20 protein-coding genes, 2 tRNA genes and 4 pseudogenes are annotated in these 24,241 nt (G+C 70.8%); 3 read left to right on the top strand and 23 right to left on the bottom strand.

The window, feature by feature from the left end; genetic code table 11:
- Positions 1-3: 3 nt before the first annotated feature.
- Positions 4-759, top strand: coding sequence for an IclR family transcriptional regulator (locus tag IPK24_11850; protein MBK8076227.1), 756 nt, complete (start codon positions 4-6; stop codon positions 757-759).
- A 71-nt stretch (positions 760-830) separates the two neighbouring features.
- Here IPK24_11850 and IPK24_11845 read toward each other — a convergent pair whose 3' ends face one another.
- From IPK24_11845 to IPK24_11815, 7 genes are all read right to left on the bottom strand, one after another.
- The gene (locus IPK24_11845; GenBank protein ID MBK8076226.1) at positions 831-1,910 is read right to left on the bottom strand and encodes a hypothetical protein; all 1,080 of its coding nucleotides are present in this window, start codon (positions 1,908-1,910) and stop codon (positions 831-833) included.
- Positions 1,911-2,007: 97 nt separating this feature from the next.
- Positions 2,008-2,877, bottom strand: a complete 870-nt coding sequence (locus IPK24_11840; protein MBK8076225.1) for a hypothetical protein — start codon at positions 2,875-2,877, stop codon at positions 2,008-2,010.
- Between the two features lie 145 nt (positions 2,878-3,022).
- Positions 3,023-3,095 (bottom strand) — tRNA-Glu (locus IPK24_11835).
- A gap of 1 nt (position 3,096) precedes the next feature.
- A tRNA-Gln gene (locus IPK24_11830) sits at positions 3,097-3,168 on the bottom strand.
- A gap of 79 nt (positions 3,169-3,247) precedes the next feature.
- On the bottom strand, positions 3,248-4,024 hold the full coding sequence (locus IPK24_11825) for an HAD-IA family hydrolase (GenBank protein MBK8076224.1): 777 nt from the start codon (positions 4,022-4,024) through the stop codon (positions 3,248-3,250).
- Between the two features lie 38 nt (positions 4,025-4,062).
- Positions 4,063-5,073, bottom strand: a complete 1,011-nt coding sequence (locus IPK24_11820) for a CPBP family intramembrane metalloprotease (GenBank protein MBK8076223.1) — start codon at positions 5,071-5,073, stop codon at positions 4,063-4,065.
- On the bottom strand, positions 5,074-6,675 hold the full coding sequence (locus IPK24_11815) for a glutamate--tRNA ligase (GenBank protein ID MBK8076222.1): 1,602 nt from the start codon (positions 6,673-6,675) through the stop codon (positions 5,074-5,076).
- A 172-nt stretch (positions 6,676-6,847) separates the two neighbouring features.
- On the opposite strand from IPK24_11815, the gene IPK24_11810 reads away from it, so the two are divergent.
- Positions 6,848-7,234: a PspC domain-containing protein gene (locus IPK24_11810; GenBank protein ID MBK8076221.1), complete on the top strand. Its 387-nt coding sequence runs from the start codon at positions 6,848-6,850 to the stop codon at positions 7,232-7,234.
- A gap of 49 nt (positions 7,235-7,283) precedes the next feature.
- Here the strand turns inward: IPK24_11810 and IPK24_11805 are convergent, their stop codons facing one another.
- A complete protein-coding gene (locus IPK24_11805; GenBank protein ID MBK8076220.1) occupies positions 7,284-8,084 on the bottom strand; it encodes a fumarylacetoacetate hydrolase family protein in 801 nt (266 codons plus the stop codon).
- Between the two features lie 36 nt (positions 8,085-8,120).
- On the opposite strand from IPK24_11805, the gene IPK24_11800 reads away from it, so the two are divergent.
- The gene (locus tag IPK24_11800) at positions 8,121-8,987 is read left to right on the top strand and encodes a 3-methyladenine DNA glycosylase (protein MBK8076219.1); all 867 of its coding nucleotides are present in this window, start codon (positions 8,121-8,123) and stop codon (positions 8,985-8,987) included.
- Positions 8,988-9,349: 362 nt separating this feature from the next.
- Here IPK24_11800 and IPK24_11795 read toward each other — a convergent pair whose 3' ends face one another.
- The 15 genes and pseudogenes from IPK24_11795 to ilvC all read right to left on the bottom strand — a co-directional run bounded on the left by IPK24_11795 (position 9,350) and on the right by ilvC (position 24,226).
- On the bottom strand, positions 9,350-9,856 hold the full coding sequence (locus IPK24_11795; protein ID MBK8076218.1) for a hypothetical protein: 507 nt from the start codon (positions 9,854-9,856) through the stop codon (positions 9,350-9,352).
- Positions 9,853-10,113: a helix-turn-helix transcriptional regulator gene (locus IPK24_11790; protein ID MBK8076217.1), complete on the bottom strand. Its 261-nt coding sequence runs from the start codon at positions 10,111-10,113 to the stop codon at positions 9,853-9,855. The genes IPK24_11795 and IPK24_11790 overlap by 4 nt, the downstream gene beginning before the upstream one ends.
- Positions 10,114-10,551: 438 nt before the next feature.
- A complete protein-coding gene (locus IPK24_11785; GenBank protein ID MBK8076216.1) occupies positions 10,552-12,141 on the bottom strand; it encodes a citramalate synthase in 1,590 nt (529 codons plus the stop codon).
- Between the two features lie 187 nt (positions 12,142-12,328).
- The gene (locus IPK24_11780) at positions 12,329-12,775 is read right to left on the bottom strand and encodes a hypothetical protein (protein ID MBK8076215.1); all 447 of its coding nucleotides are present in this window, start codon (positions 12,773-12,775) and stop codon (positions 12,329-12,331) included.
- A gap of 32 nt (positions 12,776-12,807) precedes the next feature.
- Complete coding sequence (locus IPK24_11775; protein MBK8076214.1) at positions 12,808-13,605, bottom strand: universal stress protein; 798 nt, start codon at positions 13,603-13,605, stop codon at positions 12,808-12,810.
- Between the two features lie 89 nt (positions 13,606-13,694).
- Positions 13,695-14,210 (bottom strand): chemotaxis protein, encoded by a 516-nt coding sequence (locus IPK24_11770; GenBank protein MBK8076213.1) that lies wholly within the window; start codon positions 14,208-14,210, stop codon positions 13,695-13,697.
- Positions 14,143-15,201 carry a hypothetical protein gene (locus IPK24_11765; GenBank protein ID MBK8076212.1) on the bottom strand — a complete coding sequence of 353 codons (1,059 nt, stop codon included), beginning with the start codon at positions 15,199-15,201 and terminating at the stop codon, positions 14,143-14,145. The genes IPK24_11770 and IPK24_11765 overlap by 68 nt, the downstream gene beginning before the upstream one ends.
- 98 nt (positions 15,202-15,299) lie before the next feature.
- The gene (locus IPK24_11760; GenBank protein ID MBK8076211.1) at positions 15,300-16,412 is read right to left on the bottom strand and encodes a branched-chain amino acid aminotransferase; all 1,113 of its coding nucleotides are present in this window, start codon (positions 16,410-16,412) and stop codon (positions 15,300-15,302) included.
- A 22-nt stretch (positions 16,413-16,434) separates the two neighbouring features.
- Complete coding sequence (locus tag IPK24_11755) at positions 16,435-17,466, bottom strand: 3-isopropylmalate dehydrogenase (protein MBK8076210.1); 1,032 nt, start codon at positions 17,464-17,466, stop codon at positions 16,435-16,437.
- Between the two features lie 81 nt (positions 17,467-17,547).
- Positions 17,548-18,181 (bottom strand): annotated as a pseudogene (locus IPK24_11750) (TrkA family potassium uptake protein).
- A 28-nt stretch (positions 18,182-18,209) separates the two neighbouring features.
- Positions 18,210-19,583 (bottom strand): TrkH family potassium uptake protein, encoded by a 1,374-nt coding sequence (locus IPK24_11745; GenBank protein MBK8076209.1) that lies wholly within the window; start codon positions 19,581-19,583, stop codon positions 18,210-18,212.
- Positions 19,584-19,712: 129 nt separating this feature from the next.
- Positions 19,713-21,225 (bottom strand): annotated as a pseudogene (locus tag IPK24_11740) (gamma-glutamyltransferase).
- 118 nt (positions 21,226-21,343) lie between these two features.
- Positions 21,344-22,954: pseudogene (locus IPK24_11735) on the bottom strand (phosphoglycerate dehydrogenase).
- A gap of 7 nt (positions 22,955-22,961) precedes the next feature.
- Positions 22,962-23,186, bottom strand: coding sequence for a hypothetical protein (locus tag IPK24_11730; GenBank protein MBK8076208.1), 225 nt, complete (start codon positions 23,184-23,186; stop codon positions 22,962-22,964).
- A 15-nt stretch (positions 23,187-23,201) separates the two neighbouring features.
- Positions 23,202-24,226, bottom strand: a pseudogene (ilvC, locus tag IPK24_11725) (ketol-acid reductoisomerase).
- Positions 24,227-24,241: the final 15 nt, after the last annotated feature.

The following is a 24,241-nucleotide window of genomic DNA, read 5'->3' as shown; positions in this document are numbered from 1 at the left end:
CTTATGGACTCCGCCACTGCTCCCCTGCCAGCCGACGGCCTCGACCGGTCCGGCAGCGGAGTCGGCGTCCTCGACAAGGCGGCCGTCGTCCTGGGGGCGCTCGAGGCGGGCCCGTGCTCTCTGGCACAACTGGTCTCGGCCACCGGGCTGGCCCGCCCGACCGCCCACCGGCTGGCCGTGGCGTTGGAACACCACCGACTGGTCTCCCGTGATCTGCAGGGGCGGTTCATCCTCGGGCCCCGGTTGGCCGAGCTGGCCTCCGCCGCGGGTGAGGACCGGCTGCTCGCCGCCGCCGGGCCGGTGCTGACCGCCCTACGCGACCACACCGGGGAATCGGCTCAGCTCTACCGCCGCCAGGGCGATGCCCGGGTGTGCGTCGCCGCGGCCGAGCGTCCGATGGGCCTGCGGGACTCGATCCCGGTGGGTTCGTCGCTGTCGATGCTGGCGGGCTCGGCGGCCCAGGTCCTGCTCGCCTGGGAGGAACCCGACCGGTTGCACCGTGGCCTGCACGGCGCGCGGTTCACGGCGACCACGCTGTCCGGGGTGCGTCGTCGTGGCTGGGCACAGTCCCTCAGCGAGCGCGAGGCAGGTGTCGCCTCGGTGTCCGCCCCGGTGCGCGGCCCCTCGGGTCGGGTGGTCGCGGCCGTGTCGATCTCGGGCCCGATCGAGCGGTTCACCCGCCAGCCCGGCCGACAGCACGCCGCCGCCGTGGTCTCGGCTGCCGCCCAGTTGACCGCGGTGCTGCGCTCGGCGACCTGAGCCACCACCCGAACCACCACCCGACCAGCAGCCGACCGCCGCCGGTTCGAGGCCGGTTCGAGGCCGGTCGGTCAGCCGGCCACCGGCTGCATCCAGGTGTGGGTCTGCACCCCGCGCGGCTGTCCCGCGGGCAACAGCACCGGCTCGACCTCGACCGCGTTCCCCCCACGATGCCGCACCTGCAACCAGCCCCGGACGGCGGCGCCGCACCGGCTGGGCAGACCGAGCGCCGGCGCGATCACCTTCACGTGGTGCACGGCCGGGGTGATGGTCACCGATCGCGCGCTGCCCCGCCACGTCGCACAGACCCGGCCGGAGGCCTCGATGTCCTGCGCCACCAGCGCCACCTCGACCACGGATGTCGCAGCGCCTCCCCGCCCGCACAGGTGGTAGCCGAGGGCACAGGTCGTCAGCTCGGCCTCGCCCTCGAGCCGCAACCGTGCAGCGGTCGTGACCGGCCGCAGCGCGGCCACCAGGGCCACCGCAGCGGCCTGCTGGCCCACGGGGACCCCCGGCGCCCCGGGACCGCCCACCAGCACCGCAGGGCGTTGCGCGGCGCGCGCCACCACCCGGGCGGCCGTGGCACCGAGGGTGCCCGAGGTGATCCGCAGCCACGACGACGACGTCGACTCCGTGCGCGGCGAGACCTGCAGCAGGCAGCGCACCGCGCGCCCCGGGGTCACCGAGACCACCGCACGCCCTGTCAGCACCCGCGAGGCGACCTGGGTGGACCCGTTGCCCGGCACGGGGTTCTGCCCGATCACCAGGACATCGGGCAGCGCGCGCCGTCCGGGGGCGGTGCCGACCGCGGACGGCGCCGCGCACCAGGCGCGCACCGAGAGCGCGATCCTGATCGGCACCTCGACGCGGAGCTGCGTCGCCAGGACGACACTGCCCCGTGAGGTGGTCGCGGCCGGGACGTCCAGGGTCACCACGCTCGTGAAGCGAGCCGGGCGCAGGACATCCCCGGACGTCGTCCGGCGGAATCCCGGATCGGCCACCACCCGACGGGGCAGCACCGCGACCCGCACCGACGCCGACGCCGACGCCATGGTCATCGACGTGGTCATCGCCGAGGTCACCGCAGAGGCGGTCGGGGCAGGGCCGAACAGCAGACCCGTCAACACCAGGAACAGCCCGAATCTGCGCATGGGCCTCACGCTGGCACCGGCCTCGGTACCCCGTGCGGGACCTCGGCCCTGCACGGATCGGATGATCCCGACAGTCTCGGCGCCAGCCAGCACGACGTCAGGGCAGCGACAGGAACGGTCCGTGGTGGACGCTGCAGACGATGTAGTCCGCGGCATTGCCGTCCACGGTGCCGTCGTAGGCCGATGAACAGGACTCGAAGATGACCTGCACCCGGCCACCGGCCATCACCAGGCCCTGGGACATGTTGGGCGCGACCAGCCAGCGCCCGATCGCCGAGCTGCCGTTGTAGACCTTCGTGCGCGGCCAGTAGATCAGCTGGCTGTCGTTGTCGCGCCCGTAGGACTGGCTCCACACGATGCGGTTGCCGAACAGGATGACCCCCTGAACCCGCGAGGGCGTGTACACCCGGTCGACCCATTTTGTGGGCAGGCTCCCGCCCACCACCGGGTAGCTGTACATGTAGTCGCGCGCGTCCGGATTGAAGTGTCCGACCCACAGCGTCTCGCCATCGGCAAACGCGTACGAGCTGGCCGCGACCGGAAAGGACGCCGTCGCCGACAGCGGGGTGCCACCGGTGCGGCTCAGCTGCGAACGGGGATAGCGCCGCATTCTGGTGCCGTCGGCGACCCAGAGATGGCCAGAGGTCATGGCGATCCCTCCGACATGGCCCGTGATGTCCAGCGGATAGGTGCGCAGCCAGGTGCCGGTGGCCCGGTCCATCAGCGCCACGATCGACCTCGCCGACTCGTAGTGGTCGTAGTACGAGATGATCAACGTGTTCTCGTCGAGCTTGGTCAGGCCCTGGGGCACCCAGCTGGTGTGCGCGTAGGGCTGCCACTTCGGCCCGGTGTCGAAGTAGACGTAGTACTCGTCGAACTGTGCCGGTGCGGCCAGCGCGGACGATGGCACGAACAGGGCCACCACCGTCGCCGCGATCACGCCGAGCATGCGTCGTCCCCGCGTCATGTGTGCCTCCTGCGTCCTGGCCCGCCACCCGTCGGGACGCCCGGGCGACCCGCCGGGCAACCTACCGCTCTCACCACGGCCTTGGGCAGGGGGTGAGTGACAAAAGCGACAGGCCCCCGGTCGATGACCGGGGGCCTGTCTCATGTAGCCCCGACGGGATTCGAACCCGCGCTACCGCCTTGAGAGGGCGGCGTGCTAGGCCACTACACAACGGGGCCGCTGGGGTACCAGGACTCGAACCTAGACTAACTGAACCAGAATCAGTCGTGCTGCCAATTACACCATACCCCATGGGGGTATCTCGTCCGGCACCACGGCACCGCTCGAGACCCGCCGCACGACTGTACCGGGCCGCCGTCCCTCGCCCAAATCAGATCCTCACCAGGGTGGGGAACGCGCCGGCGTCCAGCAGATCGGCGAGCTCGAGCAGTGAACCGACCACCGGCACGTCGTCCGGGGTGGGCTGGCCGTCCCGGTCACCCCGGCCTCCCCAGCTGCGGTCGAGCCACACCCCGACCAGGCCGGCCGCCCGGGCACCGCGCGCGTCGGCGTCCGGTTCGTCCCCCAGATACAGGCTGCGGCCCGGGCTGACCCCGAGACGCTCACACGCCAGGTGGAACACCCGGGGATCGGGCTTCCCGACGCCCAGGTCGTCGACGGCGACCATCACCTCGAACCGATCCGCCAGACCGACCCGTTGCAGCTTGTCGCGTTGATAGGCGGCGCCGGCATTGGTCACCAGCCCGTAGGGCAGGCCCAGGAGCTCCAGGCGCTCCAGCAGCGGCACGGCGTCGGGGAAGAGCCGCCAGGCCTCACGGAAGGCCACGTCGTAGGCCTCGCTCCAGCGATGTTGGTCGGCGACCGAGAGCGTGGGGCCGTCGAAGGCCGCATGTAAGGCCACCGCGCGGCGATGCCGTTGCTCGGCGAAGCTCGACTCACCGCGGGTGTACGCCCGGAAGTGCCCTCCGGCGTCGCGCACCCAGTGCTGCAACGCGGCCGCCTCACCCTCGGCGTCCAGATGAGGCAACCAGGTGGCCACGATCGCGCTGATCGCCCGTCCGAAGGCATACCGGGTGTCGACCAGGGTGTCGTCGAGATCCAGCAGCACCCCCGCCCGGTCGGGTGACGGCGGCCGGCTGCCGGTCACCGGGTGGTCACCGGGTGGTCACGGGAGTGGTCACGCGATCACCAGGCCCGCATCGGGGGGTGGAACAGCCGCGGCACCGCCCGGCGACGGGCGAGTCGGTCGAGCACCACGGCGGTCAGCACCATCAGCACCAGGTCGGCGACGAACGATTCCGGGGTCGACGTCGTGGCGTCGAGCATCTCCTCCAGGTGACCGCTGCCCACCGAGTAGGCGAAGGCGATCACGTTGTTCGCGCCGTGCATCGCGATCGAGGCCTCCAGCCCCCCGGTGCGCCAGACCAGCCACGAGGCCGCCAATCCGAACACGAACCGGTCGGCGAACAGCCAGGGGTCCTGCTGGCCGTGGGCCAGGGCGAACAGGGTGCCCGAGACGAGGGCCGCCACGATCGCGCCCACCTCGGCCCGCGGGATCCAGGCGCCGATGGCCTGCGTCAACCAGCCGCGGAAGAGGTACTCCTCACCGGCAGCCTGAAGGGGCGTGGTCGTGATCACGATCACCGCGTAGAGGCCCGCCTGGCTCTCCGGCTGCCAGGTCAGGTCACCGTCGAGGGCCAGCAACAGTGCATCGGCGATCACCAGGACGAGCAGACTGACCAGGTAGCTGGTCACCAACCAGGCCCACCGGACGCCGCCGGTGACCGAGGCGAGCCACCTCGGCCGCCACCCATGACCGCCCCAGACGGCAGCCTGGGCCACCACGATCAGGGCCGCCAGCACCAGATTGGTCACCAGCACGCCGGTGGGCGAGATGGCCCACCGGTCGTACTCGGCGTCCGAGGGCGCCGCGCCGGACCCGTCGGACCCGGCCGACTGCCCCATCAGCAGGGCGGCCGTCACCACCCACGAGAGCACCAGGACGGCGAAGGTGGCCCCGGCGGCGATGGCCAGGCTCACCAGGGGGCGCCACCAGCGGTGGTTCGGCCCCCGCAACAGCTGCGAGTAGGGCCGGGCGAGCCAGGCCTGCGGCGGGCCGGCGGGCAACGCCACCCACGGGGCCGGTGAACCGACGGCCGACGGTGGGCCGATCGGATCCGGCGCGCGCAGGCTCATTCAGGCCAGCCTGGTGCGCAATGCAGCCAACCGGGCCAGCGTCGCGGAGCTGCCCAGGATCTGCATCGACTCGAACAGCGGCGGCGAGATCCGGCGCCCACTGACCGCGACGCGCAGCGGGGTGAACGCCACCTTGGGCTTGAAGCCCAACCCGTCGATGATCGCCCCGCGCAGTGCCGCCTCGATGGCCTCGACCTGCCAGTCCGCGGCGGCGAGCGAGCCGAGCGCGGACGCCGCGGCGTCCAGGACGGCCACCGAGGTGGCGGCGTCCTTGGTCACCTGGGCGAGCGCATCGTCGGCGATCTCGAGGTCACCGTCGGCGGTGAACAGGAAGCCGAGCATGCCGGACGCCTCGCTCAACACCTGGATCCGGGTCTGGATCAGCGGGGCTGCGGCGGTGAGGATCTCGCGCTCGCGGGCGGTGAGCGCGGCAGCGTCCGCAGTGCTCAGCAGCGCGGCGGTGTGCAGGTAGGGCACCAGTCGCGCGGCGAAGTCGGCCGCCTCCAGCCGTCGCAGGTGCTCGGCGTTGATGGCGTCGGCCTTGGCCTGGTCGAATCGGGCCGGGTTGCCGTTGACGTCGGCGATGTCGAAGGCCTTGGCCATCTCGTCCATGCTGAAGATGTCGCGGTCCTCGGCGATCGCCCAGCCCAGCAGGGCCAGGTAGTTCAGCAGGCCCTCGGGCACGAAACCGCGATCGCGGTGATGGAACAGGTTCGACTGCGGGTCGCGCTTGGACAGCTTGCGCGTGCCCTCCCCCAGCACCATCGGCAGGTGGGCGAAGCGGGGCACGAAGCTGGTGACACCGATGGCGATCAGCGCCTGGTACAAAGCGATCTGGCGTGGCGTGGACGAGAGCAGGTCCTCGCCACGCAGCACGTGGGTGATGCCCATCAGGGCGTCGTCCACCGGGTTGACCAGGGTGTAGAGCGGCTGGCCCCCGGCGCGGGCGACCACGAAGTCGGGCACCGTGCCGGCCTTGAAGGTGACCTGCCCGCGCACCAGATCGTCGAAGGTGATGTCCTGCGCGGGCATCCGCAGCCGCAGCACGGGCTCACGGCCCTGCGCCCGGAACGCGTCGCGCTGGGCGGCGGTCAGGTCGCGATCGTGGTTGTCGTAGCCCATCTTCGGGTCACGCCCTGCGGCGCGGTGACGCGCCTCGATCTCCTCCGGGCTCGAGAACGACTCGTAGACGTGTCCCCCGGCCACCAGGCGGGCCAGCACGTCGGCGTAGAGCTCGCCCCGCAGGCTCTGCCGGTACGGCTCGTGGGGGCCACCCACCTCGACGCCCTCGTCCCAGTCCAGCCCCAGCCACCGCAGCGCGTCGAGCAGTTGGGCATAGGACTCCTCGCTGTCCCGAGCGGCGTCGGTGTCCTCGATGCGGAACACGAAGGTGCCGCCGGTGTGACGGGCATAGGCCCAGTTGAACAGCGCGGTGCGGATCAGGCCGACGTGCGGCGTCCCGGTCGGTGAGGGGCAGAACCGGACGCGGACCGGGGACGGAGCGGTCGGCGCAGCGGCGGCAGCCGGGTCAGCAGTGGGGCGGCTGACGTCGGTGTTCACGGTGTTCGCGGAGTTCGCGGTGTTCACAGGGTTCTCGGTCATGGTGGCCTCAGGGTATCGGCCAGCTCACGCCCTCACCTGGTCCAGCATCACCGAGCACCAGCGAACACCACCGAGCACCGCCGAGCCCCCCGACGGCTCTCGGGGGTGGCTCAGGGGTCCCTCAGGGACGTCCCGGACAGACAGCCGCGCCTCGTGGGCGCAGTCTGGACTCATGACGAACTCCGCACAGCGCACTCTCAGCCGCAGCGACAACCGGGTGGTGGGCGGTGTCTGCTCGGGCCTCGCCGACTACTTCGGCATCGATGTCACCCTGGTTCGCATCGTGACCGCGGTCCTGGTGATCTTCGGTGGCGCCGGCGTACCGCTCTATCTCGCCGCCTGGCTGATCATGCCCGACGGCCGGGGCGACATGATCGCCGCCCGGGTCGCCGGCAAGGTCCAGGCCAAGATGGAGAACCGCGGCGCACCGGTCCAGGTCCCGAACCCCTACGCCCCCAACGGCCACGTGCCGGACGCCGAGTCCACGCGGCCGTCGTCCGCCTCGGCACCCGCGCCGAGTACGGCCGCCGACACCGCGCACGAGCCGCCGGCGGTGTGACCGCCGGGGTGTGAGCGCCGGCCCAGCGAGGGCCGAGGCTCTCACCGGGTCAGCGGCGCACCATCGGATTCGACAACACGCCCAGTCCCTCGATCTCGACCTCGACCCGCTGCCCGGCCGTGACCGGACCGACCCCCGCCGGGGTGCCGGTCAGGATCACGTCGCCGGGCAGCAGCGTCATGACCGAGCTGACGTGCACGACCAGGGTGGCGATGTCGAAGACCATCTGCGAGGTGCGCGCCTGCTGCACCACCTCACCGTCGCGGCGGGTGGTCAACGCCAGATCGCCGGCGGTGTCCAGATCGAGACCGGTCACCAGGTAGGGGCCGAGCGGGCAGAACGTGTCGAACCCCTTGGCGCGCCACCACTGGCCGTCCTTGCGCTGTAGGTCGCGGGCGGTGACGTCGTTGGCACAGGTGTAGCCGAGGATCACCTCGGCCACCCGCTCGCGCGGCACGTCCCTGCACAGGCGTCCGATCACGACGGCCAGTTCACCCTCGTAGTGCACCTCGGCGCTCTGCGGCGGCAGCACCACCGGGTCGCCCGGGCCGATCACCGAGGTGTTCGGCTTCAGGAAGGCCAGCGGTTCCTCGGGGACGTCGCTGCCCATCTCGGCAGCGTGGTCGACGTAGTTCTTGCCGATGCCGATCACCTTGCTGCGCGGGATCACCGGCGCCAGCAGCCGCACGGCGTCGTCCAGCGGCACCACCTCGCCGGTGTAGGTGATCGGGGCGATGAGCGGGTCAGCGCTGATCACAGCGAGCTGCTCGATGCCGTCACCGGCGTCCCCAGCCTCCTGGACGACGGCGAAGCGGTAGTCCTCACCCGTGGTGAATCTCGCGATACGCACGGCGGTGAGGTTAGCCGGTCGACGTAGCCTGGTGCGGTGAACGAGCTGCCACCGCCGCTGTGGCGGGCGCGACAGGCCGCCCACGAGCGCCGCGTCGACCGGCTGGTCGGCCCGCACCTCGCGCGGCGTGCCCGGGGCGAGAAGCACGCCGTCGAGGACTTCCTGTTCACGTACTACTCGCTGCGTCCGGCGCGGTTGCGCCGCTGGCATCCGGGCGCGGGTGTGACCCTGATCCTGGACGACGGCCGGCGCGAGTCGCTGGACGTCGCGGCCTTCCTGGCGCGCCGCGGCGAGGCGGTGGGACACTTCGCGGACCTGTTGCGCGCCACGGCGTCCCGCCCGGCGCACCTGGGCTGCTTCGGCCTGCACGAGTGGGCAATGGTCTACAAGCACGGCGCGGACGACGAGCGCCGACACCCGGCGCCGCTGCGGTTGGGCGCGGCCGGCAGCGACGCGGTCGTGGAGGCGCATCGGATTCGGTGCTCGCACTTCGATGCGTTCCGGTTCTTCACCCCGGATGCGATGGGCCGCAACGAGCTGCAACCCACGCGTGAGCGCCAGATCGAGCTCGAGCAGCCGGGGTGCCTGCACGCCACCATGGACCTGTACAAGTGGGCCTACAAGCTCGCCCCCGCGACGTCGTCCGAGCTGATCGCCGACTGCTTCGAACTGGCCCGCGATGCCCGCGCCCTCGACATGCAGGCCTCGCCCTACGATGTGAGATCCCTGGGATACGAACCGATCCCGATCGAGACCGCCGAGGGCAAGGCGGCCTACGTCGTCCGCCAGCGTGAGCTGATCGCCCGCGCGGAACCGTTGCGCGCCAGGCTGATCGAGGTCTGCGAGGCGCTGCTCGGCACTGAAGCCCTCACTGAATCCACCACTGAATCCATCACCGTCTGAACGAGCACGCCCTCAACGGCGGGATTCCGTGCGCCCTGGCAACACCAAACCCCGCCAACATCACCCACCAGGCCAAACCCTCTCGGTGATCATGTAATCCGTGCACATTTTCGTTACCTGATCTCGACGTGGTGTCGGCAAACGTGCACGGATTGCATGATCACCGAGAGTGTGTGAGCGTCGGAACCGGCTCAGAACCCCGGGTGGACGGCGGGTGGATCCTCACCGCATGCCGGCGCCTGCTCGCGGCGAAAGGCGGTCGCGACGGGCACCCAGGGACAGGTCCACCACCGCGCCCAGCCTGCCGAAATCGGCCGCTGCGGCCGCGAACCGCCGGACCGGCCCCCGCCCGGACGAGGTGGTCACAGCTCATCGTCTCCATCCGGCGAGCGCCGGCCGAGCACGCGGCGTCCGATCAACCACACCAGGACCAGCACCGTGGCGGCTCCGACGAACGCACCGGCGATCGTGCTCAGATCCCCATCGAGACCGTCGCCGGAGCCGGTCGCCCGCAGCAGGCCCGACAGCAACGCCCCCATCACCAGCGCGAGCAGCAGATAGCGCCCTCGGCTCCTCGACCAGTTGCCCGACGCTTCGACGCCCAGACGCCGGGCATAGCCGATGGTCATCGCGGCGGCCAGACCGATGACCCCCACGAGCGCCTGGGCGTAGGGCAACGCGTCGTGGCCGCCGATCCAGAGCATGGCCGCGCCGAGCGTGAGACCACCCCACAGGATCAGCTGAAACCCGAAGGCGGAGGCCTCGTTCCAGACGTCCCGCTGGCGCTCCTCGGCATAGAAGGGATCACCGAAGTCGGCCACTGCCGCGGCCAACCGCATGAAGGCCGACCGCTTGGTCGAGGTGCTCATGGACCTACCCCCGCATCTGATGGCGCGAACAGGGTCTCGACCGTCGTTCCCAGCACAGTGGCCAGGCGCAAGGCGAGATAGACCGAGGGGGCGTAGTCGCCCGCCTCGATTGCCACGACGGTCTGCCGGCTGACCTCGCACGCGGTGGCGAGTTGAGCCTGTGTGAGGCCGGCGAGCTGACGGTGCCCACGCACCGCGTTCACGCGCCCGTCCGCCGTCGTCTTGACCACGATTCGAGTGTCAATCTTACCTGACATCATGTCAAGTAAGAGCGACATGCCATGTCAATGATCGCCGTTAGATCGCAGTCTGCACCGGACAAGCCGGAGCGAACTGCGATCTAACGGTGATCTTGGGTGGAGGACACCAGGATTCCGTGATCATGCGACATTCCATCCGCCGACAGGGCCTGCCGCGCCGCCACTCACTCCGATGCGGCTGGTCTGGGGGCACCATGCCGGCCCTTCCGCTGATCTCGCCGACCCCTCGCCTCATCGGAACAGGCCGTGCACCGACGAGGTGCGCACCCACACCGACCGGCGTCCCGAGTACACAGCAGTAACCGGCTCATGCTCCGCAGGTGACCAGCCATGCTCCCAGGCATGCCCGATATACACCTATTCAAGGCGGTCCCTGCGGAGCATGGTTGGTCACCTGCGGAGCATGAGCAGGTTTGTGGTCGGCAGGTTGGGGGGTCAGCGGGGGGAGACTCCGGCGCGCATCAGGCCGTACGTGAGGCCGTCGACCAACGACTGCCAGGACGCCTCGACGATGTTCGCGCCGACGCCGACCGTCGTCCAGGTGCCCTTGCTGTCCGCGGTCTCGATCAGTACCCGGGTGATCGCGTCGGTGCCGGAGGAGGCATCCAGGATGCGCACCTTGAAGTCGATCAGCTGCAGCTTGGCCAGCTCCGGGTAGACCGGCAGCAACGCCCCGCGCAAGGCCTGGTCGAGGGCATTCACCGGGCCGTTGCCCTCTCCCACCGCGACCTGCCGCGCACCGCCGGCGAGCAACTTGACGGTGGCCTCACTCAGGGCATCGACGCCCGGACGCGACTCGGTGATCACACGCCAGCTCTCCACGTCGAAGAAGGCCAGGCGCGCGCCGTCCGCCTCTTCACGCAACAACAACTCGAACGAGGCGTCCGCCGCCTCGAACGTGTAGCCCGCCGCCTCCAGGGACTTGACCCTCTCGGTGATCCGAGTGACCAGGTCGCCCTGACCTGCCAGGTCGTACCCCAACTCGCGCCCCTTCAGCTCGATCGAGGCGCGCCCTGCCATGTCGGAGACCAGCATGCGCATGTCGTTGCCGACCGTCGTGGGGTCGGCGTGCTGATAGAGATCGGGATCAACCTTGATCGCTGAAGCGTGCAGGCCTGCCTTGTGGGCAAAGGCGCTCGCACCGACATACGGCTGCCTGGAGTACGGCGGGACATTCGTGACCTCGCTGACGGCATGCGCGATACGCGTTGCCTCAGCGAGCTTTCCGGCCGGCAGCACCTGCCGGCCGAGCTTGAGTTCCAGGTTGGCGATCACCGCGAGCAGGTCGGCGTTGCCGGTCCGCTCGCCGTACCCGTTCAGGGTGCCCTGCACCTGGACGACGCCCGCGTCCACCGCGGCGAGCGAGTTCGCCACGGCGCAGCCGGTGTCGTTGTGGCAGTGGATCCCCAGCGGCGCACCGCTGGCGGCGGCCACCGCAGCCACGACGTCCGCGATCTCGACCGGCAGCATGCCGCCGTTGGTGTCGCACAGCGCGACCACCTCGGCGCCGGCCTCGACCGCCGTCCGCAGCACCTCGACCGCGTAGGCGGCATCGGCCCGGTACCCGTCGAAGAAATGCTCGGCGTCCAGGAACACCCGCCGGCCCTCGCCGACGAGGAACGCGACGGTGTCGCGCACCATGGCCAGGTTCTCGGCGCCCGTGGTGCGCAGTGCCCGCTCGACGTGGCGGATGTCGCTCTTGGCCACCAGGGTCACCACCGGTGCCAGCGAATCGAGCAACGCCCGCACCTGCGGGTCGTCGGCCGCGACGACACCGGCCTTGCGAGTGGCACCGAACGCGGTGAGCCGAGCGTTCTTCAGCCGCAGCTCGTCGGCCGCGCGGCGGAAGAACTCGGTGTCCTTGGGGATCGCGCCCGGCCACCCGCCCTCGATGAAGCCGACGCCCAGATCGTCCAGGTGGGTGGCGATGGTGAGCTTGTCGGCCACCGACAGGCTCAGACCCTCCTGCTGGGCACCGTCGCGCAGGGTCGTGTCGTAGACCTGCAAGGGGCTGGTCGGGCTCATCGTGTTCTCTCTTCCGTCGGTGCAATCGGCACGAAAAAGACCCCTCGCGAATCGCGAAGGGTCTGCGCGTCGGTGGTGCCTGGAACGTTCCTCAGGCGGTACCGACGCGCCTGCCGATAATGATGCTGAAGGCGGTCATGATGGGAGCAGTCAACCACATCAGCGCTGCCGGAACCGAATCCTTCGGCTAGTAGTGCTCGCAGTCATAGGGCGCCGAACCGATGGCGCCCTCCTGTCGCCACCGGTCGATGGCCGCCTGCTGGTCATCGGAGCAGTGACTGCTGACGGTTGCGGCCACGAACGCCGGGATCCCGACGGTGATCAACGCGGGGGCCAACACCACGACCGCGAGGGCCGCCGCCGGTAGCCGGCGGTCGCGCCACCGCCGGACGATCGCTGCGCCGAGCAGGATCCCCAGCGCCAGGCAGAGGATCGGTAACGCACGCACCACGGCGCCGTCGGCGGCGCGGCACAGCGCCCCCCGGGGTGAGTCGTGAGCGGTGTACGGGGCCCCGCCGTCACCATCGAAGCACTCGATGATCACGAAGTACTCGACCACCACCCAGACCGAGACCGCCAGCAGCACGCCGCCCACCAACGCAGCGGTCTGGGCCAGGTGCCGCCGCTTCGTCATCCTCAGCCCTGCTCTCTGCCGGTGCCGACGTGTCAGGCCCGACGGCGATCCGACTCGGCGATCAACACCGAGCAGGGCGCGTGGTGGGCGAGATGGGTCGCGACGGAACCACCCAGGAACCGCCGCACCAGCCCGACACCCACGCCTCGCGTGCCCATGACCACCAGGTCGACGGACCGTGCTGCCTCGACGAGGGCGGAGCGGGGGTCCTCTCGGCCTCGCGAGGTCGGGACGACCTCGGTCACGAGACCCGCCTCGCTCAGGAGTGCCACCATCGCCGACGACGAGGCCACCGGGTCGGTGCGGCCGTCGGCCACGCTCAGCACCTGCACCCTCGTCCGGGCGGCCCAGGGCAAGCGGGCAAATCTCGCCGCCGCCGCCTCGGCATCGGCCGAGCCGTCGGCACCCACCAGCACCCGGCGCACCGGCCGGTCATCCCGCGCGATCACCAGCGGGCAGGGCGGCCCGTGGAGCAACGAGTCCGCCGTGCTGCCCAGGGTCACCGGCATTCGCCCGGCTCCACGCGCCCCGATCACCAGCAGTTCGGCGTCCGGGAAGCCGAGCAGCACCAACCGCGGATCGCCGATCGCCACCAGGTGCTGTACTCCCCCGCCGAGCCGGGTGGGATCGGCCGGCGTACGTGGCGTCGGTGGTAGCCAGGGGCGCGCGGCCGCCAGCTCGGGGGTGGTGGGGATCTTCGCCGGATCGTCGTCGGCGGTGATCACCTCGACCCGCCAGCCGTCCCAGTCCTGGGCGTCGACCCACCGCCACGCACGGTCGGCCTGGTCCGACCCGTCGTCACCCATCACCAGGAAGGGCGTGTGCGTCATCGCCGGGAACCCCCTCGACTGCGCTGAAGAGCTCGAGCACCTCGAGCTTGCCCCGTCGACAGCGCGAGCGCATCCACCCAAGGTCGCCCTCAGTCGCCGGCGAGCCGGCCCAGCGTCTCGGCCACGACGTCGAGGTCGGACGCCGCGCCGTCGACTCCACGCACCGCCGCACCGACCTCGGAGGTCGCCAACACCAGGCGCCGGATCTGCTCGACCAATGCCTCCGCCCCGGTGGTGGTCGCTCCCACGGCCTGTTCGATCGCCACCGTCACCGATTGCTGGGATGACAGCGCCTGGGTGACGGCATCCTGCGCCGACTGCACCTCCTCGACCACCGAACTGATCGAGTCGATCGCCTGCACCGTGCCGAGCACCTCGTGCTGGATCGAGCCGACGCGTTCCTCGATCTGCCCGGTGGCCGCATTGGTCGCGCTGGCCAGTTCCTTCACCTCGGACGCCACGACGGCGAACCCCTTGCCCGACTCCCCCGCCCGGGCGGCCTCGATGGTCGCGTTGAGGGCCAGCATGTTCGTCTGATCAGCGATCTGGCGGATCAGCAGCACCACGTTGCCGATCTCGCGTGAGCTCTCGTCGAGCGCGTTCACCCCGGCCCGTGAGGCGCTGGTCTGCTGCGCCGCGCCGCCGGTGAGTTCGTGGGCCAGCGAGGTCTGCCGACTGATCTCGGCGATCGAGCCCGCCATCCGGCCGGTGTCGCCCGAGACCTCGCCGAGCCGCTCGGCGATCGCCGCGGCCTCCTCCTGCACCGCGGCGGCCACCTTCGTTCACCTCGTGGGCCACCCCTGCCAGAACGGCGCCGTCCTCACGCACCCGGTGGGACTGCGCCCGGACGACCTCGGCTGCCTGGCGCAAGGTCGTCCGGTGCTCGGCCGGCACCGCCCCCTCGGCGGCGGACGAGGCGACGTCGGGCGGCGTCGTCGCCGAGCGTCGGCCGGCCGACAGCACCGCGCTCACCCCGGCGAGCGCCGCGCAGCCGGCGGTCACGAACTGCCCCTGCACCACGCACGAGCCGGCGGCCGTGCCGGCCAGCACAGCGCTGGTCCAGCCCAGCACCACGCCCGCACGCAGGCCGGACGACGCCGCCGCGCCGGCACGGCGGCCCCCCGGCTCCCCGGAGGAGGCCGGTCCGGGCAACAGCGCACCCAGCGCCGAACCGCGTCCCGACGACGCCACACCGGACGACGTGGACCGGGAGTACTCCTCGACGGCCCGGCGCGCCGCGGCCAGGTCGGCGACGTAGCGGAAGCGCGCGGCGTCCGGGGTGGCGTCAGAGGTGCGTTTCATCTGGCTGCGCATCACCTGGCTCGGCACCACGTGCACCGCCTGGCCGAGGCCTCGCTGCAGACAGAGGCCCATGCACCCGTTGTGCAGTGCCTGGGTGGCCTCGTCCTGCGCCGGGTAGGACGACAGGTCGACCAGGAGCTGGAAGCCGGGGGCGACCTGGTCCAGGTGACGGGTCAGGTCACGCTCCCACGCCTCACGTTCGGCCGGCCCCCACACCCCCCAGAATCCGAACTCGATCACCTGGCCGCGCCGGGTGATGGCGTGACCGGCTTCGGTACGGGTGGCCACGGCCATGCCGGCCTCCTGATCTGGTGCGCTCGGGCATCGATACCCCGCACCATCGGCACGTCGGAGGCCTCACTCGAGCCCGTCGGCTCGACACCTCGCCGTGATCAGACCAGGCGGCGCATCCAGCCGTGGACATCCTCGGTGCGCCCGTACTGCAGGTCGACCAGGGTTCGGCGCAGCCGCATCGTCACCGAGTCCTCGGCCCCGGGATTGGGCGAGGCGACCTCGCCGCCGTCCCAGACCAGCTTGCCGACCGGGGTGATCACCGCCGCGGTGCCACAGGCGAAGACCTCGGTGATCTCACCGCTCGCCACGCCGTCACGCCACTCGGCGATATCGACCTTGCGCTCCTCGACGTCCAGGCCGAGCCCCTTGGCCAGGGTCAGGATCGAGCTGCGGGTGACCCCTTCGAGGATCGTGCCCAGCTCGGGGGTGATGAGCCGGCCGTCCCGGGTGACGAAGTACAGGTTCATGCCGCCGAGTTCCTCGACCCAGCGGTTCTCGGCAGCGTCCAGGAAGCACACCTGGTCGCACCCGTGCCGGCCGGCCTCGAGCATCGGTGCCAGGGACGCCGCGTAGTTGCCGCCGCACTTGGCCTCGCCGGTGCCGCCCCGGGCCGCCCGGGTGTAGGCCGACGACAACCAGATCGAGACCGGCCTGACCCCACCGGAGAAGTACGACCCGACCGGGCAGCCGATCAGCAGGAACTCGATGGTCGCCGCCGGACGCACCCCCAGGAACGGCTCGGAGGCATACATGAACGGGCGCAGGTAGTACGAGCGCTCCTGACCGGGTGCACTCTCGGGCACCCACGCGGCGTCCGTGGCCACCAGCAGGTCGAGCGCGGCGAGGAAGTCCTCCGTGGCCAGCTCCGGCAACGCCAGCCGCCGCGCCGAGCGCTGCATCCGTGCCGCGTTGGCCTCGGGGCGGAACGACCAGATGCTGCCGTCGACGCGCCGGTAGGCCTTGAGCCCCTCGAAGATCTCTTGCGCGTAGTGCAGGACGGCGGCCGCCGGGTCGAGTGTGAGCGGCCCGTAGGGCTGCAGCTCGGCAGTGCCCCAGCCACCCTCCGTCGTCCAGGTCGAGCGGATCATGTGGTCGCTGAAGTGCTTGCCGAAGCCGGGATCCGCCAGGATCTCGGCGCGGCGCTCGGCGCTCGCCGGGTTCTGGTTCGGGGTGATCTGGAACGGCTTGCCGGCGAAGGTCAGGGCAGACATCGGGAACTCCTCGGGGGTCACGTCAGATGCGGGCGGCGATGGCGTCGCCGATCTGCGCGGTCGTCCGGACGGCCGACCCGCGCTCGGCGAGGTCGGTGGCTACCGCCTGCTCCACCCGCGCGGCCGCCTTGTCGTGGCCCAGGTGCTCGAGCAGCATCGCCACCGACATCACGGTGGCGGTCGGGTCGGCCTTGCCCTGCCCGGCGATGTCGGGGGCCGAACCGTGCACCGGCTCGAACATCGACGGCACCGAGCGGTCGGGGTTGATGTTCCCGGACGCCGCGAGGCCGATCCCGCCGGCGATGGCCGCCGCCAGGTCGGTGATGATGTCGCCGAACAGGTTGTCGGTGACGATCACGTCGAACCGCGTCGGGTCGTTGACCATGAAGATGGTCGCCGCGTCGACGTGCTGGTAGGCGGTGGTGACCTCGGGGAAGTCCAGCCCGACCCGCTCGACGGTGCGCCGCCACAGGTGCCCGGCGAAGCTCAGCACGTTGTGCTTGTGCACCAGGGTGAGGTGACGCCGGGGTCGGTTCGCCGCGCGCGCGAAGGCATCCCGGATGACCCGCTCGGCTCCGAAGGCGGTGTTGACGCTGACTTCGGTGGCGACCTCGTGCGGCGTACCGACCCGCAGCGCGCCCCCGTTGCCGGTGTACGGACCCTCGGTGCCCTCGCGGACCACGACGAAGTCGATGTCGCCGGGGTTGGCCAGCGGCGAGACCACACCCGGGTACAGCTTGGCGGGACGCAGGTTGACGTAGTGGTCCAGCTCGAACCGCAACCGCAGCAACAGCCCTCGCTCCAGCACTCCGCTGGGCACGCCCGGGTCACCGATGGCACCGAGCAGGATCGCGTCGTGCCCACGGATCTCGGCCAGCGCACCCTCGGGCAGGGTCTCGCCGGTGGCGTGCCAGCGGCGGGCACCGAGGTCGTAATCGGTGGTCTCGACACTCACCTCGCCGTCCAGTGCCGTGCGCAGGGCCTTCAGGCCCTCGGCGACAACTTCGGGGCCGATTCCGTCACCGGCGATCACTGCGAGGCGAATGGCGTCCATGCGGGGCAGGGTACTCGGCGAACCGGCGTCGGGCGGTGCCGTGTCCACGACGCGGACGAGGGCGGGTTCAGGCCCGACAGCTCAGGCCTGGTTGGAGAACAGCTCCACCTTGCGGCGAGCGCCCGACACGATCACCAGGTCACCTTCCTGCACCACGGTGTAGGGGGTGGCGTGGGTGAAGTCGCTACCGGGCGTCTTGATCCCGACGATCGTGACCCCGTGCTTGCTGCGGACCTCGGACTTACCCAGCGGCATCCCCATGATCGACTTGGGTGGAACGGTCTTGACGATGGCATACCCGTCGTCGAACTCGATGTAGTCGAGCATCTTGCCCCGCACCAGGTGGGCGACCCGCCGTCCCATGTCCTGTTCGGGCCGGACGACGTGACCCACGCCGACCTGCTCCAGGATCTGGCGCTGCGCCTCGCTGGCGGCCTTCGCCCAGATGTTCTCGACCCCGAGATTGCGCAGCACGAACGCCGTCAGCACGCTGGCCTCGAGGCTGTTTCCGATGGCGATGACCGCCCGTTCGAAATCTTGGACGGACAGTTGCCGCATCGCCTCGATGTCGGTGGAGTCCGCCTGCACCACGTGGGTGACCCGACCGGCCATGTTGTTCACCCGGCGCGCGTCGGAGTCGATGCCCAGCACCTCGGCGCCGTCCCGCTCGAAGTTCGAGCGCCAAGGCGGTACCGAACCGGCCGAGGCCGATCACCACGACGCCACCGGTGTCCACGCTCTGTCTAGCCAATCAGGGGCCTGCCTTCCGGGAAGGTGTAACGACGTTGGTGCTCGCGCAGAACGAGCGCCGAGACCAGGGTGACCGGACCCAACCGGCCGAGGAACATCAACACGATCAACACCAACTGTCCCAACCCCGGCAGCTTGGGGGTGATCCCGGTGGACAGGCCCACCGTGCCGAACGCCGAGGTCGCCTCGAACATCACGTCCCGCAGCGGGAAGCCACTGATCTCGCTGAGGACCATCGTCGAGCCCACCACGGCGGCCACCCCCAAGAGGGCGACCGTCAACGCCTGACGGCTGGTGCGGGGATCGATCCGGCGCCGGAAGACGTTCACGTGCTCCTCGCCCCGGGCCTCGGCGAGGATCACGAAGAACAGCAGGACGAACGTGGTCACCTTCAGGCCGCCCGCGGTGCTGGCCGATCCCCCACCGATGAACATCAGGACGATCGTGCCCAGCAGACTCGCGTCCTTGATCTGGGCGTAGTCCCAGGCGTTGAACCCCGCCGTGCGCGGCTGAACGCTGTGGAAGAAGCTGGACAACAGCTTGGTGCCCACGTCGACCTCGCCGAGGGTGCCCGGGTTGGTCCACTCGTTGATCGCCAGGAAGATCCAGCCACCGATCAACAGGGCGAGCGTCATGGCGACGGTGAGCTGGGTGTGGATGCTCCACCTGCGCGGCGCGGCCCGTCCCAGCAGCTCGAGGATCACCGGGAAGCCCAGGCCGCCGAGGATGATCGCGAAGCCGATGGGCAGCAGGATGAACGGGTCGGAGGCGAACCCGATCAGGTTGTCCGAGAAGAGGGCGAACCCGGCATTGTTGAAGCTCGACACGGCATGAAAGACCCCCAGGTAGAGCGAGCGACCGAAGCTCTCGCCGTACCCCAGCCACCAGCGCAACGTGAGCAGGGTCGCGATCGTCAGTTCGACCAGCGCGGTGATCTTGAAGACGCCCACCAGCACACGCCGCAGATCGCCCGGCCCGAGACTCTTGGTCTCCGCGGCCGCGGTGAGCCGGGTCTTCAAGCCCATGCGCTTGGTGACGAACAGGGCCAGCAGGCTGGCCATGGTCATGATCCCGAACCCGCCGACCTGAATCAGGGCAGCGATCACCACCTGGCCGAACGGCGTCCAGTACGTGGCCGTGTCGACCACGGCCAGCCCGGTCACGCAGGTGGCGCTGGTCGCGGTGAACAGCGCGGTCAGCAAGGGCGCCCCGGAGGGACCCTGGCGCGAGACGGGCAGCATCAGCACCGCTGTGCCCAGCCAGATGGTTGCCCCGAAGGCGAAGACCATCACCTGGGCAGGGTGGCGCAGCAGCTCTCGACGCCGGCCCGACCGACCCGGCGACTGGATGGTCACGCGGCGCAGCATCGCACGAGGCACGGCCGGACCTGCCACACATCGGCCATCGCGTCGACCTTCGGTCGTTTCCAGCGACGAGAGGCTCAGCTGGCGATCTCGCCCGGTTCGCGCTCGGTTCTCGCTGAGTTCGGGCCGGGTTCAGGGCGGGGTGACGGCGGTGGCTCCATCGCGGCGCGGGTCGGCGGCCGCGGTGAGCGCGCCGTCCGGATCGCGAACGGCGACCGAGACGCCCCCGAAGTACATCGACGACGGGTGGTGTGCCCGACGGGGCAGCTCGGCCGCCGAGGGCAATCGACCCGCCGCCTCGAGCACCTCGAGATCCGCGGCCAGGTCGGATTCGTACTCGAGCTGTTCGGCGCCCTCGGCGGTGCGGCTCAGGTGCAGCCGCGGCCGGGCGATCGCCTCGGGCCAGTCCAGTCCGCTACCGGCGACCGCCGTCAGCACCTGGGCCAGCGCCGTGGTGATCCGGTCGGCGCCGGGACTGCCGATGGCGATCGTGGGGCCGTCCGAACGTCGGCCGCCCGTCGGTCCCATGTTCGAGGCCAGCCGGACGCCGGGAGCCAGGGCGTGAAGTCCGGTGCGGTTCAGTTCGTGCTCACCCAGGCAGTTGTTCAGCCACACCCCCGTGCCTGGATGGTGATGCCCGAGCCGTAACCACACGAGGCGGTCACGGCACAGGCCGCCCCGGCGGTGTCCACGGTCGAGACGTGTGCCGTGGACGGCGCGACGCCGAGCCAGGCCTGCCCGCCGGAACGCACGCCGTCCAGCAGGGCCTGACCGGCAGCCGCCCGGTCCGGGGCCACGTCGAGGTCGAGCGCGCGGTAGGCCAGCACGGCACGAAAGACCGTCACCAGACTCGCGAGCTCGGCCCCGCCCGGCCCGTCGAGCAGCATCAGCATCGCCGCCAGCACGGGGCCACCGATCGCCGGTGGCGGGTTGGTCGCGACCTGCCAGCGGGCGCCGTCCCGGGTGCTCAGCTCGACCTGCGTCGCCGGCCGGACCACCGGGGCGCAGCGGATCAGATCCTCCACCGTGATCAGCCCACCGTGGGCGGCCATGTCGTCGGCCAACGCCCGAGCCACCTCGCCCCGGGTCATCGCGGCCGATCCCTCTCGCGCCACCCGGGCCAGGAAGTCGGCCAGATCCGGGATGCGCAGGCACTCGCCCCGGCGGACCGGGGTGCCGTCGGGGTGGTGCAGCGCGGCCGGGTCGCCGGGTCGTGACCGAAGAGTGAGTCGCGGGTGTAGCCGAGGTAGTAGTCGGCCGCCGCTCCCAGGGCGAAACCGTCGCGGGCCACCTCGATCGCCGGTTGCACCACCACCGACCAGGGCAGTGAGCCGAACCGGCGATGGGTCTCCTCCAGGGCGGGGAGCACCCCGGGGGTGGCCGCCGATCCGTGCCCGACGGTCATGTGCGTGCCGCCGCCGTACTCGGTGTACAGCTCACGGGTGCCCCGGCCGAACGCCTCGGGCGGCAGACCTCGCCCGGGCATCTCGACGTAACCGTCGATCGTGATCGGGTCACGCCCGTCGCCGGGGTCCACCGTGACGAACGCTCCCCCGGCCAGCGAGACGATGCCCGGTTCGGTGACGCACACCATGAGCGCTGCGGCGAGCGCGGCGTCCACGGCGTTGCCGCCCTCGACCCCCATCCGGGCCGCGGCATCGGCGGCGTAGCGGTTCGGGGCGGCGACGGCGATCTGTGAGGTCGGACCCGTTGTCGTGCGCGGGGTCACCTGCTCGAACCCGCGCCTCACCTCGGGTGGTCGCTCACGTCAGATCCACCCGCCGACCGGACATCGCCCCGATCCGGGCCACGATGTCCTCCAGCACAGCGGCGGGAACCGCCTGGTCGAGGGTCAGCACACTCAACGCCTGGTCGCCGTGGTCGGGTCGTGCCACCTGCATCGACCCGATGTTGACCGCTGCGTCGCCGAGCAGGCCGCCGATGGCCCCGATGACGCCGGGCCGGTCCTGGTAGCGCAACACCAGCAGGTGGTCGGCCAGCGGCAACTCGAAGTCCAGGTCGTCGATCCCGACCAACTTCTCGACCTGCTTCGGGCCGGTCAGCGTGCCCGAGACGGCCAGCGGAGTCGAGTCGGCCATGCAGCCCCGCAGGGTGATCACGTTGCGGAACGCGGGGCTGTTGCCGTCGGCGATCAAGCGGGCCTCGATGCCCCGGTCGGCGGCCAGCACCGGTGCGTTGACGTAGGACACCGGGTCCTCGACCACATCGGTGAACAGCCCCTTGAGTGCCGCCAGTTTGAGCACCGAGACATCGTGGGCGGCGATCTCGCCGTGCACCTCGACGTCCAGCTGCACCGGGAACCCACCGGCCAGGGCCGTGAACATCCGGCCCAGCTTCTCGACCAGGCCGATGCCCGGCCGGACGTCCTGAGCGATCACCCCACCCGAGACGTTGACCGCGTCCGGCACCAGTTCGCCGGCCAGCGCCAACCGCACCGAGCGGGCCACCGCTGATCCCGGCGTTCTCCTGCGCCTCGTCGGTCGAGGCCCCCAGGTGGGGCGTGACCACCACGGTGTCGAGCTCGAACAGCGGGGAGTCGGTGCACGGCTCGCGGACGAACACGTCGAGCCCGGCCCCGGCCACCCGGCCCTCCTCCAGCGCCACCAGCAAGGCCTTCTCGTCGACGATCCGCCTCGGGCGGCGTTGATGATGCGCACCGACGGCTTGACCTTGCGCAGCTGCTCCTCACCGATCAGCCCGATGGTCTCGGGGTCTTGGGCAGGTGCACGGTGAGGAAGTCGGCCTCCGGCGAGCAACTCGTCCAGACTCAACAGGCGTACCCCCATCTGCCCGGCCCGCGCCGAGGAGACGTAGGGGTCGTAGGCCACCACCCGCATGCCGAAGGCCGACAGCCGCTGGGCGACCAGCACGCCGATGCGCCCCAGCCCCAGCACGCCGACGGTCTTGCCCTGCAGCTCGACCCCGGTATAGGCCGACCGCTTCCAGGCCCCGCCCTTGAGCGAGGCATGCGCCTGCGGCACGTTGCGCGCCACCGACAACAACAACGCCACGGCCAGTTCGGCCGCCGAGACGATGTTCGAGGTCGGGGCGTTGACCACCATCACGCCCGCTTGCGTGGCCGCGGGGACATCGACGTTGTCGAGCCCGACGCCGGCCCGCGCCACCACCCGCAGCCCGCGCCCGGCGGCCAGCGCCTCGGCGTCCACCTGGGTGGCCGAGCGCACCAGCAGCGCGTCGGCGTCGGCCAGCGCCGCCAGCAGCGCCGGGCGGTCGGTGCCGTCACACCACCGGACGTCGAACCCGTCGCCCAACGCCTGCACGGTGGCCGGGGAGAGCTCCTCGGCGATCAGGACGACGGGCCGGCGGCCCGGGTCGCTGCTGACACTGCTCATGATCGACTCACTGCTCCGGTGGTCTCTTCCACTCGTCGGGCAGGTCGAGTGGACCTGCCCCGGGGTCGCCGGGCGAGAGCCGGTTGGGCTTGCCGACCCGCTTCTCCTGCTTCCGCTCGGCGACCTGGACGTGCTTGTTCCCGTTGAACAGGGCATGGACCATCTCCATGCCGATGCCCACGGCCGTCACCGACCTCGTCCGGTCGCGCCGGAACCACCGCAACAGACCCATGGAACCCGACGCGCCTCAGCGCGCGGCGGTGCCCTCCACGTAGTCGCTGTCGGTCGACTTCACCCAGCTCATCAGCTTGCGCAGCTCACGGCCGGTGCCCTCGATCGGGTGCTGCTCGCCCTTGGCACGCAACGCCGTGAACTCGGGCGCCCCGGCGTCCTGGTCGGCGATGAAGCGCGCCGCGAAGGCGCCGCTCTTGATGTCGGCCAGGATCGCCTGCATGTTCTCCCTTCACGTGGGCGTCGATCACCCGCGGACCGGAGACGTAGTCGCCGTACTCGGCGGTGTCCGAGACCGACCAGCGCTGCTTGGCGATGCCACCCTCGTACATCAGGTCGACGATGAGCTTCAGCTCGTGCAGGCACTCGAAGTAGGCGACCTCGGGCTGGTAGCCGGCCTCGATCAGGGTCTCGAAGCCGTACTGCACCAACTGCGAGGCACCACCACAGAGCACGGCCTGCTCACCGAACAGGTCGGTCTCGCACTCCTCGGTGAAGGTGGTCTTGATGCCGCCCGCCCGCAGGCCGCCGATGCCCTTGGCGTAGGACAGCGCGAGCGGCCAGGCCTTGCCGGTGGCGTCCTGCTCGACCGCGACCAGCACCGGGACGCCGCGCCCGTCGACGTACTCGCGGCGTACCAGGTGACCCGGACCCTTGGGCGCGACCATCGCGACGTCCACCGCCGGCCGGGGGGCTTGATGTAGCCGAACCGGATGTTGAAGCCGTGACCGAAGAACAGCGCGTCGCCGTCCACCAGGTTGGGCTCGACGGCCTCGGTGTAGACGTCACGCTGCACGTGGTCGGGCACCAGGATCATGACCACGTCGGCCTCTTCACAGGCCTGGGCGGGCGTGACCACCCGCAGGCCCTGGGCCTGCGCGCCTTCTCACGGCTGCGGCTGCCCTCGGGCAGACCCACCCGGACGTCGACGCCCGAGTCGCGCAGGGACAGGCTGTGGGCGTGACCCTGGCTGCCGTAGCCGAGGACCGCGACGTTGCGGCCCTGGATGACGGACAGGTCGGCGTCGGCGTCGTAGAACATCTCGGCCACGGGGTG

It is taken from the genome of Kineosporiaceae bacterium (assembly GCA_016713225.1).
GTDB lineage: Bacteria > Actinomycetota > Actinomycetes > Actinomycetales > Kineosporiaceae > JADJPO01.
Note: the sequence above shows the minus strand (reverse complement) of the source record. Positions and strands in the feature narration are given on the sequence as shown.

Excerpts from the sequence above, each read along its gene's own strand:
- IPK24_11850 (MBK8076227.1), top strand. The coding sequence starts at position 4 with ATGGACTCCGCCACTGCTCCCCTGCCAGCCGACGGCCTCGACCGGTCC.
- IPK24_11845 (MBK8076226.1), bottom strand. The coding sequence starts at position 1,910 with ATGCGCAGATTCGGGCTGTTCCTGGTGTTGACGGGTCTGCTGTTCGGC.
- IPK24_11840 (MBK8076225.1), bottom strand. The coding sequence starts at position 2,877 with ATGACGCGGGGACGACGCATGCTCGGCGTGATCGCGGCGACGGTGGTG.
- IPK24_11820 (MBK8076223.1), bottom strand. The coding sequence starts at position 5,073 with ATGAGCCTGCGCGCGCCGGATCCGATCGGCCCACCGTCGGCCGTCGGT.
- IPK24_11815 (MBK8076222.1), bottom strand. The coding sequence starts at position 6,675 with ATGACCGAGAACCCTGTGAACACCGCGAACTCCGCGAACACCGTGAAC.
- IPK24_11810 (MBK8076221.1), top strand. The coding sequence starts at position 6,848 with ATGACGAACTCCGCACAGCGCACTCTCAGCCGCAGCGACAACCGGGTG.
- IPK24_11795 (MBK8076218.1), bottom strand. The coding sequence starts at position 9,856 with ATGAGCACCTCGACCAAGCGGTCGGCCTTCATGCGGTTGGCCGCGGCA.
- IPK24_11790 (MBK8076217.1), bottom strand. The coding sequence starts at position 10,113 with ATGTCAGGTAAGATTGACACTCGAATCGTGGTCAAGACGACGGCGGAC.
- IPK24_11785 (MBK8076216.1), bottom strand. The coding sequence starts at position 12,141 with ATGAGCCCGACCAGCCCCTTGCAGGTCTACGACACGACCCTGCGCGAC.
- IPK24_11780 (MBK8076215.1), bottom strand. The coding sequence starts at position 12,775 with ATGACGAAGCGGCGGCACCTGGCCCAGACCGCTGCGTTGGTGGGCGGC.
- IPK24_11775 (MBK8076214.1), bottom strand. The coding sequence starts at position 13,605 with ATGACGCACACGCCCTTCCTGGTGATGGGTGACGACGGGTCGGACCAG.
- IPK24_11765 (MBK8076212.1), bottom strand. The coding sequence starts at position 15,201 with ATGGCCGTGGCCACCCGTACCGAAGCCGGTCACGCCATCACCCGGCGC.
- IPK24_11760 (MBK8076211.1), bottom strand. The coding sequence starts at position 16,412 with ATGTCTGCCCTGACCTTCGCCGGCAAGCCGTTCCAGATCACCCCGAAC.
- IPK24_11755 (MBK8076210.1), bottom strand. The coding sequence starts at position 17,466 with ATGGACGCCATTCGCCTCGCAGTGATCGCCGGTGACGGAATCGGCCCC.
- IPK24_11745 (MBK8076209.1), bottom strand. The coding sequence starts at position 19,583 with ATGCTGCGCCGCGTGACCATCCAGTCGCCGGGTCGGTCGGGCCGGCGT.
- IPK24_11730 (MBK8076208.1), bottom strand. The coding sequence starts at position 23,186 with ATGGGTCTGTTGCGGTGGTTCCGGCGCGACCGGACGAGGTCGGTGACG.